The organism is Streptomyces sp. NPDC021356, from assembly GCF_040641015.1.
Taxonomy (GTDB): domain Bacteria; phylum Actinomycetota; class Actinomycetes; order Streptomycetales; family Streptomycetaceae; genus Streptomyces.
In genome coordinates, this window is the sequence record NZ_JBFACU010000009.1 from 252,240 (window position 1) to 267,730 (window position 15,491).

At 72.2% G+C, this 15,491-nt stretch carries 12 protein-coding genes, 3 tRNA genes and 1 pseudogene; 8 read left to right on the forward strand and 8 right to left on the reverse strand.

What is annotated here, in order from left to right:
• Window positions 1-241: 241 nt before the first annotated feature.
• On the forward strand, window positions 242-1,279 hold the full coding sequence (locus AB0G56_RS14915) for a rod shape-determining protein (RefSeq protein ID WP_360968955.1): 1,038 nt from the start codon (window positions 242-244) through the stop codon (window positions 1,277-1,279).
• Window positions 1,280-1,299: 20 nt separating this feature from the next.
• Here AB0G56_RS14915 and AB0G56_RS14920 read toward each other — a convergent pair whose 3' ends face one another.
• Together AB0G56_RS14920 and AB0G56_RS14925 are read right to left on the reverse strand one after the other, a co-directional pair.
• The gene (locus AB0G56_RS14920) at window positions 1,300-2,232 is read right to left on the reverse strand and encodes a sensor histidine kinase (protein ID WP_360968958.1); all 933 of its coding nucleotides are present in this window, start codon (window positions 2,230-2,232) and stop codon (window positions 1,300-1,302) included.
• On the reverse strand, window positions 2,229-2,597 hold the full coding sequence (locus AB0G56_RS14925) for an STAS domain-containing protein (protein WP_360968961.1): 369 nt from the start codon (window positions 2,595-2,597) through the stop codon (window positions 2,229-2,231). Before AB0G56_RS14925 ends, AB0G56_RS14920 begins: the two co-directional genes overlap by 4 nt.
• 220 nt (window positions 2,598-2,817) lie before the next feature.
• Here AB0G56_RS14925 and AB0G56_RS14930 point away from each other — a divergent pair, with 220 nt between their 5' ends.
• The gene (locus AB0G56_RS14930) at window positions 2,818-3,579 is read left to right on the forward strand and encodes an ANTAR domain-containing protein (RefSeq protein WP_360968964.1); all 762 of its coding nucleotides are present in this window, start codon (window positions 2,818-2,820) and stop codon (window positions 3,577-3,579) included.
• Window positions 3,580-3,694: 115 nt separating this feature from the next.
• Window positions 3,695-3,868: a hypothetical protein gene (locus tag AB0G56_RS14935; protein WP_360968967.1), complete on the forward strand. Its 174-nt coding sequence runs from the start codon at window positions 3,695-3,697 to the stop codon at window positions 3,866-3,868.
• A gap of 222 nt (window positions 3,869-4,090) precedes the next feature.
• On the opposite strand, the gene AB0G56_RS14940 is transcribed toward AB0G56_RS14935, so the two are convergent.
• From AB0G56_RS14940 to AB0G56_RS14950, 3 genes are all read right to left on the reverse strand, one after another.
• Window positions 4,091-4,164 (reverse strand) — tRNA-Ile (locus AB0G56_RS14940).
• A gap of 200 nt (window positions 4,165-4,364) precedes the next feature.
• Window positions 4,365-4,437 (reverse strand) — tRNA-Asn (locus tag AB0G56_RS14945).
• A 5-nt stretch (window positions 4,438-4,442) separates the two neighbouring features.
• Window positions 4,443-4,515, reverse strand: a tRNA-Asn gene (locus AB0G56_RS14950).
• A 144-nt stretch (window positions 4,516-4,659) separates the two neighbouring features.
• Here AB0G56_RS14950 and AB0G56_RS14955 point away from each other — a divergent pair.
• The 4 genes from AB0G56_RS14955 to AB0G56_RS14970 all read left to right on the forward strand — a co-directional run bounded on the left by AB0G56_RS14955 (window position 4,660) and on the right by AB0G56_RS14970 (window position 10,420).
• Window positions 4,660-4,962: a YtxH domain-containing protein gene (locus tag AB0G56_RS14955; RefSeq protein WP_360968970.1), complete on the forward strand. Its 303-nt coding sequence runs from the start codon at window positions 4,660-4,662 to the stop codon at window positions 4,960-4,962.
• 80 nt (window positions 4,963-5,042) lie between these two features.
• The gene (locus AB0G56_RS14960; RefSeq protein WP_360968973.1) at window positions 5,043-6,521 is read left to right on the forward strand and encodes an FGGY family carbohydrate kinase; all 1,479 of its coding nucleotides are present in this window, start codon (window positions 5,043-5,045) and stop codon (window positions 6,519-6,521) included.
• A gap of 237 nt (window positions 6,522-6,758) precedes the next feature.
• On the forward strand, window positions 6,759-8,492 hold the full coding sequence (locus AB0G56_RS14965; protein WP_360968975.1) for an ABC transporter ATP-binding protein: 1,734 nt from the start codon (window positions 6,759-6,761) through the stop codon (window positions 8,490-8,492).
• The gene (locus AB0G56_RS14970; RefSeq protein ID WP_360968978.1) at window positions 8,492-10,420 is read left to right on the forward strand and encodes an ABC transporter ATP-binding protein; all 1,929 of its coding nucleotides are present in this window, start codon (window positions 8,492-8,494) and stop codon (window positions 10,418-10,420) included. Before AB0G56_RS14965 ends, AB0G56_RS14970 begins: the two co-directional genes overlap by 1 nt.
• 39 nt (window positions 10,421-10,459) lie before the next feature.
• On the opposite strand, the pseudogene AB0G56_RS14975 reads toward AB0G56_RS14970, so the two are convergent.
• Window positions 10,460-11,717 (reverse strand): annotated as a pseudogene (locus AB0G56_RS14975) (RNA polymerase sigma factor).
• A gap of 150 nt (window positions 11,718-11,867) precedes the next feature.
• Here AB0G56_RS14975 and AB0G56_RS14980 point away from each other — a divergent pair.
• Window positions 11,868-12,188 (forward strand): hypothetical protein, encoded by a 321-nt coding sequence (locus AB0G56_RS14980; protein WP_360968981.1) that lies wholly within the window; start codon window positions 11,868-11,870, stop codon window positions 12,186-12,188.
• Between the two features lie 17 nt (window positions 12,189-12,205).
• On the opposite strand, the gene dnaG is transcribed toward AB0G56_RS14980, so the two are convergent.
• Complete coding sequence (gene dnaG / locus AB0G56_RS14985) at window positions 12,206-14,131, reverse strand: DNA primase (RefSeq protein WP_360968983.1); 1,926 nt, start codon at window positions 14,129-14,131, stop codon at window positions 12,206-12,208.
• 38 nt (window positions 14,132-14,169) lie between these two features.
• Window positions 14,170-15,435 carry an FAD-dependent oxidoreductase gene (locus tag AB0G56_RS14990; RefSeq protein WP_360968986.1) on the reverse strand — a complete coding sequence of 422 codons (1,266 nt, stop codon included), beginning with the start codon at window positions 15,433-15,435 and terminating at the stop codon, window positions 14,170-14,172.
• Between the last annotated feature and the right edge of the window lie 56 nt (window positions 15,436-15,491).

The window sequence follows — 15,491 nt, forward strand, 5'->3', positions numbered from 1 at the left end:
GTGGGGCACCGGAGTTGACGAGAACTGGCGGATGGCTGCCTTGGCAGGTTCCCGCCAGGGACAAGGCCGCCCACTTTACGCTTATCTGGCGCTTATTCGGCGGAGGCTCGCGAAGTGCACTCGTCCAGCGGCCCCCCGCCCGGCCCCCTTGAACAGGCGCCCGCCGCCCCCTCCCGCACACGATGCCCATGAGGCCGCCGCCCGGCGTCCGCCACGGTCCGCGCTCTCAGGAGGATCAGTCATGACCGCCAGTCTGGAGCAGTTGCGCCGCTGCCATGTCGCCGTGGACCTGGGGGCGGCCCGGACCCGTGTGTACGTCAAGGGCGCGGGACTCGTCGTCGACCAGCCCTCGGTCGCCGCCGTCAACACCCGTACAGGAGCGCTGATCGCGGTCGGCGACTTCGCGGAGAGGATGACGGGCCGCACCCCCCACTACATCCGCGTCGTCCGCCCGGTCACCGGCGGCACCGTCGTCGACATCGAGATGGCCCAGCGCATGCTGCGCCACCTGCTCGGCGACAAGATGCGCCGCTCGCTGCGCCGCAAGGCCCGGCTGCGGGCCGCGGCCTGCACCCCGCACGAGGCCGATCCGCTGGCCCGGCGGGCCACCGTCGAGACACTGGTCGGACTCGGCGCCCGCCGGGTCGAACTCGTCGACACGCTCATCGCCGCGGCCGTCGGCTGCGGACTGCCCGTGGAACGGGCCGAGGCCACCATGATCATGGTGTGCGGGGCGGCGGCGACCCAGGTGGCCGTCCTCTCCCTCGGCTCGATCGTCGCCGCCGTACGGATGCCCGTGGGCGGGGAGGCCGTCGACCACGCGATCGTGCAGCACCTGCGCCAGGAACACGCGTTGGTGCTGCCCAGCCAGTCCGTGCGCCCGCTGCAACTCGCCCTGCACGACAACGGGCTGACCGCGCACGGCCCCGCCGCCACCGAGATCCACGGCCGGGACGTGGCCACCGGGCTCGTCCGGTCCGTCCTCGTCGACACCGCCGCCGTACGGGACGCCATCCAGACACCGCTGACCGCGGTGCTCGACGGTATCTACACGGTGCTGCGCGAGTGCCCGCCCGACCTGGTGGCCGACCTCGCCGACCGCGGCATCATGATGGTCGGCGGCTCCGCGCTGCTGCCGGGCCTCGACCAGATGCTGCGCCGGGCGACGGGCATGCCGGTGCACATCGCCGAACGTCCCGACGTGTGCGCGGTCCAGGGCCTGGGCGAGATGCTGGAGGGCAGGGTCGAACCACTCGTGCTCGACCCGCTGGGAGCGTAGGTCCTACGAGTCCGTCAGGCTCACGGCGTGAGCCAGGCGCGGACCGTGGTGCCGGTCCCGTCGGCGTGCAGGCGGACGAGGTCCGCCAGCAGGTTGACCATCAACAGGCCGCGCCCGCCCCGCTGGTCGCGGGGGGCGGGCCTGCGCCCGGCCAGCGGATCGGCCAGGCGCCCCGCGTCCCGCACCTCGCACAGCACCTGGCCGCCCGCGGCCCACACCCGCACCTCGCCCCGACCGCCGCCGTGCACCACGCTGTTGGTGGTCAGTTCGGCCGCCACCAGCGCCAGGTCCTCCAGCCGCGTGCCCGCGAGGCCGAGCCGCGCGCCCTCGGCGACGGCGACGTGCCGGGCCTGCGAGAGGGTCTTTGCGGTGAAACGGAAGGACAGCGCGTCCGGGGCGGCGGGCAGCGGCTCGTTGTACCGGGCGACGACGTCCGCGGGGTCGTACGCCCCGCTGGCCCGCTCGCCCGCCGCGCCGGCCGGGATGACGACTGGGTGGGTGGCGTGGGCGTCGGCGAGCGTCCGCTCGTCCAGGCGTACGGCGTCGTACGGGCACAGGATGGTCACCTCGCGGCCCCCGAACGCCGCGTTGATCAGCGCCTCGTGCTGGGCGCAGGCCGGGTACTCGGCGGCGCTGCGGCCCGCCCAGATCGGCTCGCCGATGATCCGCACCCGGCGCCCGGCGGGCTGGGCGTCGGCGAAGGCGCGCAGCACACCGGGGATGATCCGCCCGGGGTTGCGCCCGGCCTCGCGCATGTCCAGCAGCCGTACGGACCGCGCGTCCGCGCCGAGTTCGCCCTCGATCAGCCGAAGGTTCTCGCCCGGCACGGCCACCGCGACCGGCTCACCGGCCGCGAGAGCGGCGCGCACGAAGGGCACGGTGCCCGCGAGGTACTCCTGCTCGTCGCGGTAGAACAGGGCGGGGTGGACGAACGGTTCCGTCGCGGCCGTCATGACGTCGACACCTCGATCCCCGGCAGGCCGGGCCAGAACATCTCCAATATGCGGGGCAGTGTGGACGGCGGCCGGTGCAGCACCATGCGGCGGCCCGGCCCGAGCCGCCGGGCGGCGTCCGCGAGCGCGCCGGCGCCGGCCACGTCGACGAACGTCACCTCCGAAAGCTCCAGGCGGTACACGTCCTCACCTCCGCTCAGCGCCTGTTCCAGCACGCGCTCCCATACCCCACGCGTGGCCAGGCTCACCTCGCCCACCGCGCGCACCCCGGCCTGCCGGGCCAGCGGGGACACCGACAGTCCGGGCCCGACGGTCTCCGGGCGAGCCGGGTCCGGCGGAGCCGGCTCACGGGAAGGAAGGTCCACGCCGTCTCCCTGTCGCCTCTGCACGGTCGTCGATGAACGGTCCCCGCCGAACGGTCGCCGATGAACGGGAGAACAGTACGCCCTGGCGCCGCCGCCATGTGTAGGGCTCCGCGGACCGGGCAGGCGCACGCCAGCACCGCCCGCGACCGCGGGGTCCCGCGCCCCGACGCCAGGGTGCGCGGCGGCACAAGCTCGGCCGGGGACGGAACAAGGCGGGGACATGATCTCTACGGCAGCACCACCTCTCGCTCGAAGGCTCAGCGCACTGGCCCGCACCCTGACCATCGGCGTCCGCATCCGCCCGGACGGCCGGGCCCGGCTCGCCCCGCGCGGCGAACTGGTCCACGGCTGCGCGGACACCCTGACCGCGACACTGGCCCGCCTGCCGTCGGGAACCGGCCGCGTCGAGCTGGACATGGCCGAGGTGACGTTCATGGACTCGGCCGGACTGGAGTTCCTGGACGTCCTCGACGCGTTCGGCCGCACGACGCCCGCCCGGGTGACGGCCACGGGCTGGACGGGCCAGCCGCGCCGGGTGCTGGAACTGGCCGGCCTGGACACGGCAGACCCGCTGAGCCACCCCGCCGCCCCGCCCCCGGCGGACGCACCCGCCACGCCCGCCCCCCACGCGCCCGCCCCGCTCGCGCTCGCACCGTCCGCCGTGGCCGTCGAGCGGACCGAACGGCTGCTGGAGCTGGAGCAGGAGGTGGAACAACTGCGCCACGCCCTCGACTCCCGCCCGGTGATCGACCAGGCGCGCGGCATCCTGATGGCCGCCCACGCCTGCTCCCCGCGGCAGGCCTGGGACATCCTCCGCGAGGCCTCCCAGCGGTCCAACACCAAGCTGCGGACGGTGGCCGCGGCGGTCACGGCGGGCGCGCAGCCCGACGGCCCCGCACCCGCGGAGGAGATAAGGACGGCCCTGCGCACGGCGGTGGAGCTGACGGTGGGCACCGGTGCCGCCGGTCCCGCGGCCGGGTGACGCGAAGCACGCCGGAGGACCCGGGGGGCGGGGCAGTGGAACGTGCGGACGTTCCGTTCCAGGCCGGCGCGGGTACCCGGCCGGGCGAGTGACCACTTTGTCCGCAGGAGTCACCATGCGAGAGCACACCCCCTCACAGGCCGAGGGCGAGCGGGACGACAACGACGCCCGGCGCACCGCCGAGGCCCCGGACACGCCCTACCCGACGCCCTCCCAGGCCGAAGGCGACCGCGACGACCTCCCGGAGACGGCCGACGCCGCCGACACCGAGGACGGCCGCCACCCGTGAGTCCCCCACGACCGGCTCGCCCGCGCCGCGGAGCCGGTCCCGGGACCTGTCCCCTGCTGTCCTGGGCCGGGCGAGTACCGCCCTGGGCCGAGCGGGTACCGCTTGCGCCCGAGCGCGTACCGTTCTGGTCCGACCGAGTGAACGAGGGCCGCCGCATCAGCGCGGCGACCCTCGTGTCTGCGTCCTCGCAGGTAGAAACGCTTCTGCCCGCGTAACGCCCGGTGGGGCGGGTGGGACTCGAACCCACGGCCGACGGATTATGAGTCCGCTGCTCTAACCGGCTGAGCTACCGCCCCGTCCGGCGCGTCGCGTACACGTGTGCGCGCCGTCTGCCGCAGCATAGCCGCTCATACGATCTCCTGCTTCGCCGTGGTCGGCTCGCTGCGATGCTTCCTGACCTTGAGGACTCCTGCGAGGTCACGGCGGTTCCCCCGAACACAGGTCCGGCAGGTACCCGGACATGAAAAAGGGCCCCGGAGGGCCCTCGTTCAGCATGCTCCCCCGACTGGACTCGAACCAGTAACCTGCCGGTTAACAGCCGGCTGCTCTGCCAATTGAGCTACGGAGGACCGAGCTCCCCCGACTGGACTCGAACCAGTAACCTGCCGGTTAACAGCCGGCTGCTCTGCCAATTGAGCTACGGAGGAATGCCTCGTCGCATCGAACGCGTCTACCGGGGTAGTCCCCGGGGAGCGCGCGTTCGCTGCGACACATACATTAGCGCAAGCAGGGGGGTGCTCCGCCAATCGGTTCCCCCGGGCTCCGACGTCGAGGCAAGGAAGGGTGGCACCATGCGCTACCGGCTCGTGTTCATCGCAGGGCTGGCTCTGGGTTACGTACTGGGCACCAAGGCGGGACGGGAGCGCTACGAGCAGCTCCGGAAGTCGGCGCGGCAGGTGGCGCAGAACCCCGCCGTGCGCAACACCGCCGAGACGGCGGCGCAGCAGGGACGCCAGTTCGCGGGCAAGGCGTACCACGCGGTGAGCGAGAAGGTCGGCGACCGCGTCCCCGACTCGGTCGCCCAGCGGGTCCGCTCCCTGCGCGAGCGCGCGGGCGGCAACGGTGCGGACGACTGGGGCACGAGCAACACCTGAGCGACCGCCGGCCGCCGGTGGCGGGGGCGACAACGTGCCCCCGCCACCGGCGGCCGCGGCGATGCGGCAGAATTTTCGGCATGGGGATAGTCGCCGGGTTGGACAGTTCGCCCGATTTCACTCGCATCGTGGTCTGCGACACGGACACGGGGGCCGTGCTCCGGCAGGGCTACGCACCGCATCCGGTGGAGAGCCCCGAGGGCGGGGGAGGCCGCGTCGCGGACGTGGATCCGCAGGCCTGGCTGCTCTCGCTCGGGGAGGCCGCGGGCGGCGGACTGCTGGAGGGCGTGCAGGCGATCGGCGTCTCCGCGCAGCAGAACGCGCTGGTCCCGCTCGACGGCAAGGGCGGCACGGTGCGCCCGGCGCTGGTCGGCGGCGACCGGCGGGCCCAGGTCTCCGCGGCGGACCTGATCGATTCGCTCGGTGGCCGTGAGGCGTGGGCGCAGGCGGTCGGCTGCGTGCCGCAGGCCGCGCAGCCGGTGACGAAGCTGCGCTGGCTGGCGAAGAACGAACCGGAGGCGGCCGGCCGCACGGCCGTGCTGATGCAGGCGCACGACTGGCTGGTGTGGCAGTTGCTGGGCCGTCCGGTGCGGCGGACCACCGACCGCGGCGGCGCGTCCGGCACCGGGTACTGGTCCGCGGCCACCGGTTCCTACCGGCCCGACCTGGTCGAGTTGGCGCTCGGCCACCAGGCGGTGCTGCCCGAGGTGATCGGCCCGGCCGAGGCGGCCGGTACGACCCCGGAGGGGCTGCTGATCTCGGCCGGGACCGGGGAGACCATGGCCGCCGCCTTCGGCCTCGGGCTGGGGCTCGGGGACGCGGTGGTGTCGCTGGGCGCCTCGGGGTCGGTGATGGCCGTGCATCCCGAGGCGCTGGTGGACCAGAACGGGATGATCACCTCGCTCGCCGACGCCACCGGCATGCACCTGCCGGTGGTCACCACGCTGAACGCCGTACGGGCCCTGCGCGGCACCGCCGAACTGCTGGGCCTGCCCGATCCGGAGGCCCTGTCCGAGCTGGCGATGAAGTCGACGCCCGGCTCCCACGGCCTCGTCCTGCTGCCGTATCTGGAGGGCGAGCGGACGCCTTCCCTGCCGCACACGGCCGGGACGCTGTCGGGTCTGCGGCGCGAGTCGATGAAGCCGGAGCACCTGGCGCGGGCCGCGTTCGAGGGCATGCTGTGCGGGCTCGCGGACGCGCTGGACGTGCTGCGCGGCCGGGGGGTGGAGGTGCGGCGCGTCTTCCTGCTCGGTCCGGCCGCCGAACTGCCCGCCGTGCAGGCCGCGGCGCCCTCGCTGTTCGGCGCACAGGTCGTGGTGCCGCAGCCCGCGGACTACGCGGCGATCGGTGCCGCCCGGCAGGCGGCCTGGGCGCTCGGCGTCTCGCAGGGCACCCTTGATGCGAGGACCCCGCCGGCCTGGCAGGGGGCGGTCGCGCAGGTGCTGGAGCCCGGCGAGGACCTGGCGGTGGGCCAGGCGGTCCGTCAGCAGTACGTCGCCGTGCGCGAACAGACCCATCCGGGTGCGTTCACCGCGCAACCGGACGCGTTCACCGGATAAGACGTAGGAAAGACAAGACGTACAGGATGTAAAGGGCATCAGAGGACATTGACCGGCATCCTGCGAGAGCGGCCTCCGGCTGACGGCGCGTCGGCCGGGGAACCCGCCCCCGCGCTTCTCCCGATGTCCTCCCGCGCTTCCATCGGGTTAATCAGTTGAGGTAACGCGGGTGGAGTGTCCGACGATAGGTGCCAGGGGACACCGACCGCCCCCACCGCCGACTCCGAGAGACCCAGCGTGCTCATACGACTCCTGCGGACCTATCTCAGGCCCTACAAGAAACCCATCGCCCTTCTGGTGCTGCTGCAGTTCCTGCAGACCTGCGCCACCCTCTACCTGCCCACGTTGAACGCCCACATCATCGACAAGGGCGTCGTGAAGGGTGACACGGATTACATCCTGACCTTCGGCGCCGTGATGATCGCCATCTCACTGGCGCAGGTGGCGTGCAACATCGGTGCCGTCTACTACGGTGCCAAGACCGCCTCCTCGCTCGGCCGGGACGTGCGGGCCGCCGTCTTCGACCGCGTGCAGTCCTTCTCCGCGCGCGAGGTCGCCCAGTTCGGCGCCCCCTCGCTCATCACCCGTACGACCAATGACGTCCAGCAGGTACAGATGCTGGCCCTGATGACGTTCACCCTGATGGTGTCGGCGCCCATCATGTGCGTGGGCGGTGTCGTCCTGGCCCTCGGCCTGGACGTGCCGTTGTCGGGGGTCCTAGTCGCCGTCGTACCGGTGCTGGCCATCTGCGTGACGCTGATCGTGCGCCGGCTGCGCCCGCTGTTCCGGTCCATGCAGACGCGCCTGGACACGGTGAACCGGGTGCTGCGCGAGCAGATCAGCGGCAACCGCGTCATCCGGGCCTTCGTCCGCGACGAGTACGAGAACGACCGCTTCCGCAAGGCCAACGGGGACCTGACCGAGATGTCCCTGGCGACCGGCCGGATGCTCGCGCTGATGTTCCCGATGGTGATGACGGTGGTGAACCTGTCGTCCATCGCGGTGGTGTGGTTCGGCGCGCACCGCATCGACAGCGGCGGCATGATGATCGGTGACCTCACCGCGTTCCTGGCGTACCTCATGCAGATCGTGATGTCCGTCATGATGGCCACCTTCATGTTCATGATGGTGCCGCGCGCCGAGGTCTGCGCCGAGCGCATCCAGGAGGTCATGGGCACCGAGTCCAGCGTCGTGCCGCCGCTCGCGCCCGTGCGCGAACTGCGCCGCCACGGCCACCTGGAGCTGCGCGGGGCGGGCTTCCGCTACCCCGGTGCCGAGGAGCCCGTGCTCAAGGCCGTCGACCTGGCCGCCCGCCCCGGCGAGGTGACCGCCGTCATCGGCTCGACCGGCAGCGGCAAGTCCACCCTGCTGGGCCTGGTCGCCCGCCTGTTCGACGCGACGGACGGCGAGATCCTGGTGGACGGCGTGGACGTACGGACCGTGGACGCCAAGCTGCTGGCGAAGACCGTCGGCATGGTGCCGCAGAAGCCGTACCTGTTCGCCGGCACCGTCGCCACCAACCTGCGCTACGGCAACCCGGACGCCACCGACGAGGAGCTGTGGCACGCGCTGGAGGTGGCGCAGGCCAAGGAGTTCGTCGGCAAGCTGGAGGGCGGGCTCGACGCGCCCATCTCGCAGGGCGGCACCAACGTGTCCGGCGGCCAGCGCCAGCGGCTCGCCATCGCCCGCACCCTCGTGCAGCGCCCGGAGATCTACCTCTTCGACGACTCCTTCTCCGCGCTCGACTACGCCACCGACGCGGCCCTGCGCGCCGCGCTGGCGCGCGAGACGGCCGAGGCGACCGTCGTCATCGTCGCCCAGCGGGTGGCGACCATCCGCGACGCCGACCGGATCATCGTCCTGGACGAGGGCCGGGTCGTCGGCACCGGCCGCCACCAGGAGCTGATGGCGGACAACGAGACGTACCGGGAGATCGTGCTCTCCCAGCTCACGGAAGCGGAGGCTGCCTGATGGCCGGGCCGATGGGGCGGATGATGGCCGGGGGCTCCCCCGACAGCCGCTCGATGGACTTCAAGAACTCGGGCAAGCGGCTCATCACCCAGTTCCGACCCGAACGGGCCACGATCGGCATCCTGCTGGCGTGCGTGGTGGTCAGCGTCACGCTCAGCGTCGTCGGGCCGAAGATCCTCGGCAAGGCCACCGACCTGGTCTTCGCCGGCATCATCGGCCGGCAGTTCCCGGCCGGCGCGACCAAGGACCAGACCCTCGCCTCCCTGCGCGCGCACGGCCAGGGCTCGATCGCCGACATGCTCAGGAGCACGGACTTCACGCCCGGCCAGGGCATCGACTTCGGGGCCGTCGGCGAGGTCCTGCTGATCGCGCTGGGCACGTTCCTCGCCGCCGGTCTGCTGATGGCGGTGGCGACCCGGCTGGTGAACCGGTCGGTCAACCGGACCATGTTCCGGATGCGCGAGGACGTGCAGACGAAGCTGTCGCGGCTGCCGCTGTCGTACTTCGACAAGCGCCAGCGCGGCGAGGTGCTCTCCCGCGCCACCAACGACATCGACAACATCGGGCAGACCCTGAACCAGTCGATGGGCCAGCTCATCAACTCGCTGCTGACCATCGTCGGCGTGCTCATCGTGATGTTCTGGGTCTCCTGGCTGCTGGCGCTGGTCGCGCTGGTGACCGTGCCGCTGTCGTTCGTCGTGGCCACCCGCGTGGGCAAGCGCTCCCAGCCGCACTTCGTGCAGCAGTGGCGCTCCACCGGCAAACTGAACGCGCACATCGAGGAGATGTACACCGGCCACGCCCTGGTGAAGGTGTTCGGGCGGCAGGAGGAGTCGGCGCAGCAGTTCGCCGAGCAGAACGAGGCACTGTACGAGGCCGGGTTCAAGGCCCAGTTCAACAGCGGCATCATGCAGCCGCTGATGATGTTCGTGTCGAACCTGAACTACGTGCTCGTCGCGGTCGTCGGCGGCCTGCGGGTCGCCTCGGGCACGCTGTCCATCGGTGACGTGCAGGCGTTCATCCAGTACTCGCGGCAGTTCTCGATGCCGCTGACGCAGGTCGCGTCGATGGCGAACCTGGTGCAGTCGGGCGTCGCCTCGGCCGAGCGGGTCTTCGAACTCCTGGACGCGGAGGAGCAGGAGGCGGACCCGGTGCCGGGCGTGCGGCCGGAGGAGCTGCGCGGGCGGGTCGCGCTGGAGCACGTGTCGTTCCGTTACGAACCGGACAAGCCGCTCATCGAGGACCTGTCGCTGAGCGTGGAGCCGGGCCAGACGGTCGCGATCGTCGGCCCGACCGGCGCGGGCAAGACCACGCTGGTCAACCTGCTCATGCGGTTCTACGACGTCACCGGCGGGCACATCACCCTGGACGGCGTGGACATCGCCCGCATGTCGCGCGACGAGCTGCGCTCCGCCATCGGCATGGTGCTCCAGGACACCTGGCTGTTCGGCGGCACCATCGCGGAGAACATCGCCTACGGTGCCTCCCGCGAGGTCACCCGCGGGGAGATCGAGGAGGCGGCGCGGGCCGCGCACGCGGACCGGTTCGTCCGGACGCTGCCCGACGGCTACGACACGGTGATCGACGACGAGGGCACCGGGGTCAGCGCCGGTGAGAAGCAGCTCATCACCATCGCGCGTGCGTTCCTGTCCGACCCGGTGATCCTCGTCCTGGACGAGGCGACCAGTTCGGTCGACACCCGTACCGAGGTGCTGATCCAGAAGGCCATGGCCAAACTCCAGCACGGCAGGACGTCGTTCGTCATCGCGCACCGGCTGTCCACCATCCGGGACGCGGACACCATCCTCGTCATGGAGAACGGCGCCATCGTCGAACAGGGCGCCCACGACGAGCTGCTGGCCGCCGACGGGGCCTACGCGCGGCTGTACAAGGCGCAGTTCGCGCAGGCGGTCGCCGAGGTGGACTGAGCGGGGCGACGGAGGGGGCCGCCGGCCGGCGGCCCCCGGTCAGTCGAGGTAGCCGCGCAACTGGTCGGCGAAGGTGTGGTCGCGCAGCTTGTTGAGGGTCTTGGACTCTATCTGGCGGATCCGCTCCCGGGTCACGCCGAACAGCCGTCCTATCTCCTCCAGGGTGCGCGGGCGCCCGTCCTCAAGGCCGTAGCGGAGCTGGACGACCTTGCGCTCGCGCTCCCCCAGCGTCGACAGCACGGCCTCCAGGTGCTCGCGCAGCAGCAGGAACGCCGCCGACTCCACGGGGGACGCGGCGTCCCCGTCCTCGATGAGGTCACCGAGGGCCACGTCGTCCTCCTCGCCGACGGGGGCGTGCAGGGAGACGGGCTCCTGCGCGAGCCGCAGCACCTCGCCGACCCGCTCGGGCGGCAGTTCCAGCTGGGCGGCGACCTCGGCCGGGGTGGGCTCGTAGCCGCGCTCCTGGAGCATGCGGCGCTGCACCCGGACGACCCGGTTGATCAGTTCGACGACGTGGACGGGCACCCGGATGGTGCGGGCCTGGTCGGCCAGCGCGCGGGACATCGCCTGGCGGATCCACCAGGTCGCGTACGTCGAGAACTTGTAGCCGCGGGCGTAGTCGAACTTCTCCACCGCCCGGATCAGCCCCAGGTTGCCCTCCTGGACCAGGTCCAGCATGGTCAGCCCGCGTCCGACGTAGCGCTTGGCGACCGACACCACGAGGCGCAGGTTGGCCTCGATGAGCCGCCGCTTGGCCATCCGGCCCAGCACGACGAGCCGGTCCAGGTCGACGGCGAGGCTGCTGTCGAGGTCGGGGGTGCTGCCGAGCTTCTCCTCGGCGAAGAGCCCGGCTTCGACACGGCGGGCGAGTTCCACCTCCTCGGCCGCGCTGAGCAGCGGAATGCGGCCGATCTCCCGCAGGTACTGCCGGAACAGGTCCGAGGAGGGCCCGCCGCTCTCGGCGCGGGCGGGGGCGGCGGCCGGCCCGACGGGCTCGGGGGCGTCCGCTTGCGGCTCCTGGGGCTCCTCCGGCTCGGCCGCCTCCGGGTGGTGCGCGACCCGGTCCTGTGGGGGTACGGCCGCCGCGAGGACGAGGTCGGTGGCGCTGTCGGTAGGGGTGAGGGTCTGGGTCTGCACGCGGGCGACCTCCAGGATGATCGCTGCTGACCTGTGCCGCAGCGCTGCTCGGGGGACGGATCGACGGCCTCGCCGCTGCCCGTCCCGTACGCGAGGAGCACGGCCGCCGGGAGGGGACCCCGTGGGGGACGGTCCGGCCGCGCTCCGAGAACTCGGGCACCGGACCCCAGTGTGGGGTACGACACAACGCCGCCACGAGGGGCGTGCGGTGACTTTTTGCATCCGGTCCGTCACCGGGCGGTTATTCGGGTCGTTCGACAGTCGGATCGCCCGACGGGGTGATGCCCCGGGATGAGGCAGGATGGAACGCATGGGTGAGATCGAGGAGCTGCGGCGGCGTCTTGAGGCGCTGGAGGCCGAGGTGCACGGGCTGGCGGAGCAGCAGGCCGCGACACGGCACCTCGCCGTGAACTCCGACCGGGACGTGGCCGCGTTGCAGCAGCAGCGGCGGGCCGACGTCCAGCTGATGCAGGCGTTGCGGACCACGCAGTTGGAGCACAGCAAGACGCTGGCCGAGCACAGCAACGTGCTCGGGGCGCTGGTGGCCGGCCAGGTGGCCATGATGGAGCATCTCCAGGCGATCACGGATCACCTCGGGATCACCCCGCCTGAGCAGTCCTCACAGGACTAGGGTCTGCCCGGGTTCCCTCACAGCGCGCCCGCGCCCCGCTCCCGCAAGGCCTGGTCGTACTGCTGGAGGATCCACAGCTCGTTCTGGGCGGCGGCCAGGTGGGCGGGGTCGCCGCCGTTGCCGAGGCGGGCGACGGTGCTCGACAGGTCGCGGATGCGGCGTTCGACGGCGCGGCGGCGGACCGACACCAGTTGCGCGCCGGCGTAGCCCTCGTCGACCTCGCGGCGGAGCAGGATCGCCTCCACCGCCAGCTCGGTGACCATCGCGCGGACCATGTCGTCGGGGGCGGCCTCGCGGACGCGGACCAGGTACTCCTGCGGGTCGGCCGTGCCGTACTCGGCGCCGCCCGCTTCCTGGATGGCCTGGCGTACGGCCGCGTAGGGCGGGGCGGTGAACTCGTCCAGCCCGTACGCGTCGAAGGCCGGGGAGACCAGCTCCGGGCGTTGCAGGGCGAGCTTCAGCAGCTCGCGCTCGGTGGCGTGGACCGGGTTGCGCAGGTTGAGCGCGGGGCCGCGGGGGGCGGCGCTCTGCGCGGGAGCGGCGTACTGCTGCTGCGGACCGCGCTGCTGCCGGTCGGGGCCCTGGCCGCCGCCGCGGCCGGAACCGCGCTCACGGGCCCAGCGGGCCAGCTGCGCCACCCGCTTGACCACGAACTGGGTGTCGAGGATGCCGAGGAGCCCGGCGAGCTGGACGGCGACCTCGTGCTGGGCGCCGCTGTTCTTGATCCGGGCGACGACCGGCGCGGCCTCGTCCAGGGCGGCGGCGCGCCCGGCCGGGGTGTCCAGGTCGTAGCGGGCGACGATCTGGCGCAGCGCGAACTCGAAGAGCGGGGTGCGCGGCCGCACCAGGTCGGTGACGGCGTCGTCGCCCTTGGCCAGGCGCAGCTCGCAGGGGTCCATGCCGTCGGGGGCGACGGCGATGTACGTCTCGGCGGCGAACTTCTGGTCGTCCTCGAAGGCGCGCAGCGCGGCCTTCTGACCGGCGGCGTCGCCGTCGAAGGTGAAGATCACACGGGCCGAGCCGTTGTCCATCAGCAGCCGGCGCAGGATCTTGATGTGGTCGCCGCCGAAGGCCGTGCCGCAGGTGGCGATGGCGGTGGTGACACCGGCGAGGTGGCAGGCCATGACGTCGGTGTAGCCCTCGACCACGACCGCCCGGGAGACCTTCGCGATCTCCTTCTTCGCCAGGTCGATGCCGTACAGGACCTGGGACTTCTTGTAGATCGGTGTCTCGGGCGTGTTCAGGTACTTCGGGCCGGTGTCCGCCTCGTGGAGCTTGCGCGCGCCGAAGCCCACCACCTCACCGCCGATGTCGCGGATCGGCCACATCAGCCGGCCGCGGAAGCGGTCGATGGGGCCGCGGCGGCCCTCCTGGGCCAGGCCGGACAGGAGCAGTTCCTTGTCGGTGAAGCCCTTGCCGCGCAGGAAGCGGATGAGGTGGTCCCAGCCCTGCGGGCTGTAGCCGACGCCGAAGTGGAGCGCGGCGGCCTGGTCGAAGCCGCGCTCGGCGAGGAAGACGCGGCCGGTCTCGGCCTCGGCGCTGCTCGCGAGCTGTTCGGCGTACCAGTCGGCGGCCAGTTTGTGCGCCTCGACCAGGCGGATGCGCTCGCCGCGCTGGTGGGCGGGGTTGTAGCCGCCCTCCTCGTAGCGCAGGGTGATGCCGGCCTGGGCGGCCAGGCGCTCGACCGCCTCGGAGAAGGTGAGGTGGTCGACCTTCATCACGAACGTGATGGTGTCGCCGCCCTCCTGGCAGCCGAAGCAGTGGAAGAGCCCCTTGCTCGGGCTGACCTGGAAGGACGGCGACTTCTCGTCGTGGAACGGGCACAGGCCCTTGAGGTTGCCGCCGCCCGCGTTGCGCAGCTGGAGGTACTCGGACACCACGGCGTCGATCGGGACCGCGTCCCGTACCGCCTTCACGTCCTCGTCATTGATCCGTCCTGCCACGCGTGAATTCTACGGGGGCCCTCGGACATCCCCGTGCCTCAGGAGGCGAGGGTGTCCAGCGGCACGTGCGGGTCGGCCAGCGCGTCCGTGTCCACCTGCGTCTTCGTGCGGATCAGGTGCTGGATCGGGTCCGTGACGTCCCACACGTTGACGTTCATCCCGGCCAGGACCCTGCCCTCCTTCACCCAGAACGCGATGAACTCGCGCTTCCCGGCGTCGCCGCGGATGACCACCTGGTCGTACGAGCCCGGGGGCGCCCATCCGCTGTACTCCATCCCCAGGTCGTACTGGTCGGAGAAGAAGTAGGGCACGCGGTCGTAGCTGATGTCCTGGCCGAGCATCGCGCGGGCCGCGGCCGGCCCGCCGTTGAGCGCGTTGGCCCAGTGCTCGACGCGCAGCCGGGTCTCGAACAGGGCGTGCGGGAAGGCGGCCACGTCGCCGGCGGCGAAGATGTCGGGGTCGGTGGTGCGCAGCCGCTCGTCGACGGCGATGCCGCCGCCGTGCGCCCGGTCGGCCAGCTCCAGGCCCGCCGCCTCGGCGAGCGAGGTGCGCGGGGCGGCGCCGATCGCGGCGAGCACGTCGTGGCAGGGGTGTTCCTCGCCGTCGTCGGTGCGGGCGGCCAGCACCATGCCGTCCTGGCCGACGATCTCGGTCAGCCGGGCGCCGAAGTGGAAGCGGACGCCGTGCTCGCGGTGCAGGTCGGCGAAGAGCTGGCCCAGCTCGGGGCCGAGGACACCGTGCAGCGGGGTGGCGGACGGCTCGACGACGGTGACCTCCGCGCCGTACTCGCGGGCCGCCGCGGCGACCTCCAGGCCGATCCATCCGGCGCCCGCGATCACCAGGTGGCCGTTGTCCCGGCCGAGGTGGGTCAGGACGTTCTTCAGGCGCTCGGCGTGGGCGAGGCGGCGCAGGTGGTGCACGCCGGCCAGGCCGGTGCCGGGGATGTCCAGGCGGCGCGGTTCGGCGCCGGTGGCCAGCAGCAGCTTGTCGTAGCGCACGTGGGTGCCGTCGTCGCCGTAGTGGACGGTCTTCGCGGCACGGTCGATCGCGTCGACGGTCTGGCCGAGGTGCAGCTCGATGTCGTGGCGCGCGTACCAGGCGGGTTCCTGCACGAAGACGCTGTCGCGTTCCTCCTTGCCGAGCAGGTAGCCCTTGGACAGCGGCGGGCGTTCGTAGGGGTGGTCGCGCTCGTCGCAGACGAGGATCACGCGGCCGCTGAAGCCTTCCGCGCGCAGCGTCTCGGCCGCCTTCGCGCCGGCCAGACCTCCTCCGACGATGACGAATGTCTGATCCGCGTCGACCACTTGATGCCTCCTGCCGGGGGTCTGGGGGGTGTCTCCCAGAGGAACTGCGGGTGCCG

Coding starts and splice junctions, on each gene's coding strand:
- AB0G56_RS14915 (WP_360968955.1), top strand. CDS start 242: ATGACCGCCAGTCTGGAGCAGTTGCGCCGCTGCCATGTCGCCGTGGAC.
- AB0G56_RS14920 (WP_360968958.1), bottom strand. CDS start 2,232: ATGACGGCCGCGACGGAACCGTTCGTCCACCCCGCCCTGTTCTACCGC.
- AB0G56_RS14930 (WP_360968964.1), top strand. CDS start 2,818: ATGATCTCTACGGCAGCACCACCTCTCGCTCGAAGGCTCAGCGCACTG.
- AB0G56_RS14935 (WP_360968967.1), top strand. CDS start 3,695: ATGCGAGAGCACACCCCCTCACAGGCCGAGGGCGAGCGGGACGACAAC.
- AB0G56_RS14955 (WP_360968970.1), top strand. CDS start 4,660: ATGCGCTACCGGCTCGTGTTCATCGCAGGGCTGGCTCTGGGTTACGTA.
- AB0G56_RS14960 (WP_360968973.1), top strand. CDS start 5,043: ATGGGGATAGTCGCCGGGTTGGACAGTTCGCCCGATTTCACTCGCATC.
- AB0G56_RS14970 (WP_360968978.1), top strand. CDS start 8,492: ATGGCCGGGCCGATGGGGCGGATGATGGCCGGGGGCTCCCCCGACAGC.
- AB0G56_RS14980 (WP_360968981.1), top strand. CDS start 11,868: ATGGGTGAGATCGAGGAGCTGCGGCGGCGTCTTGAGGCGCTGGAGGCC.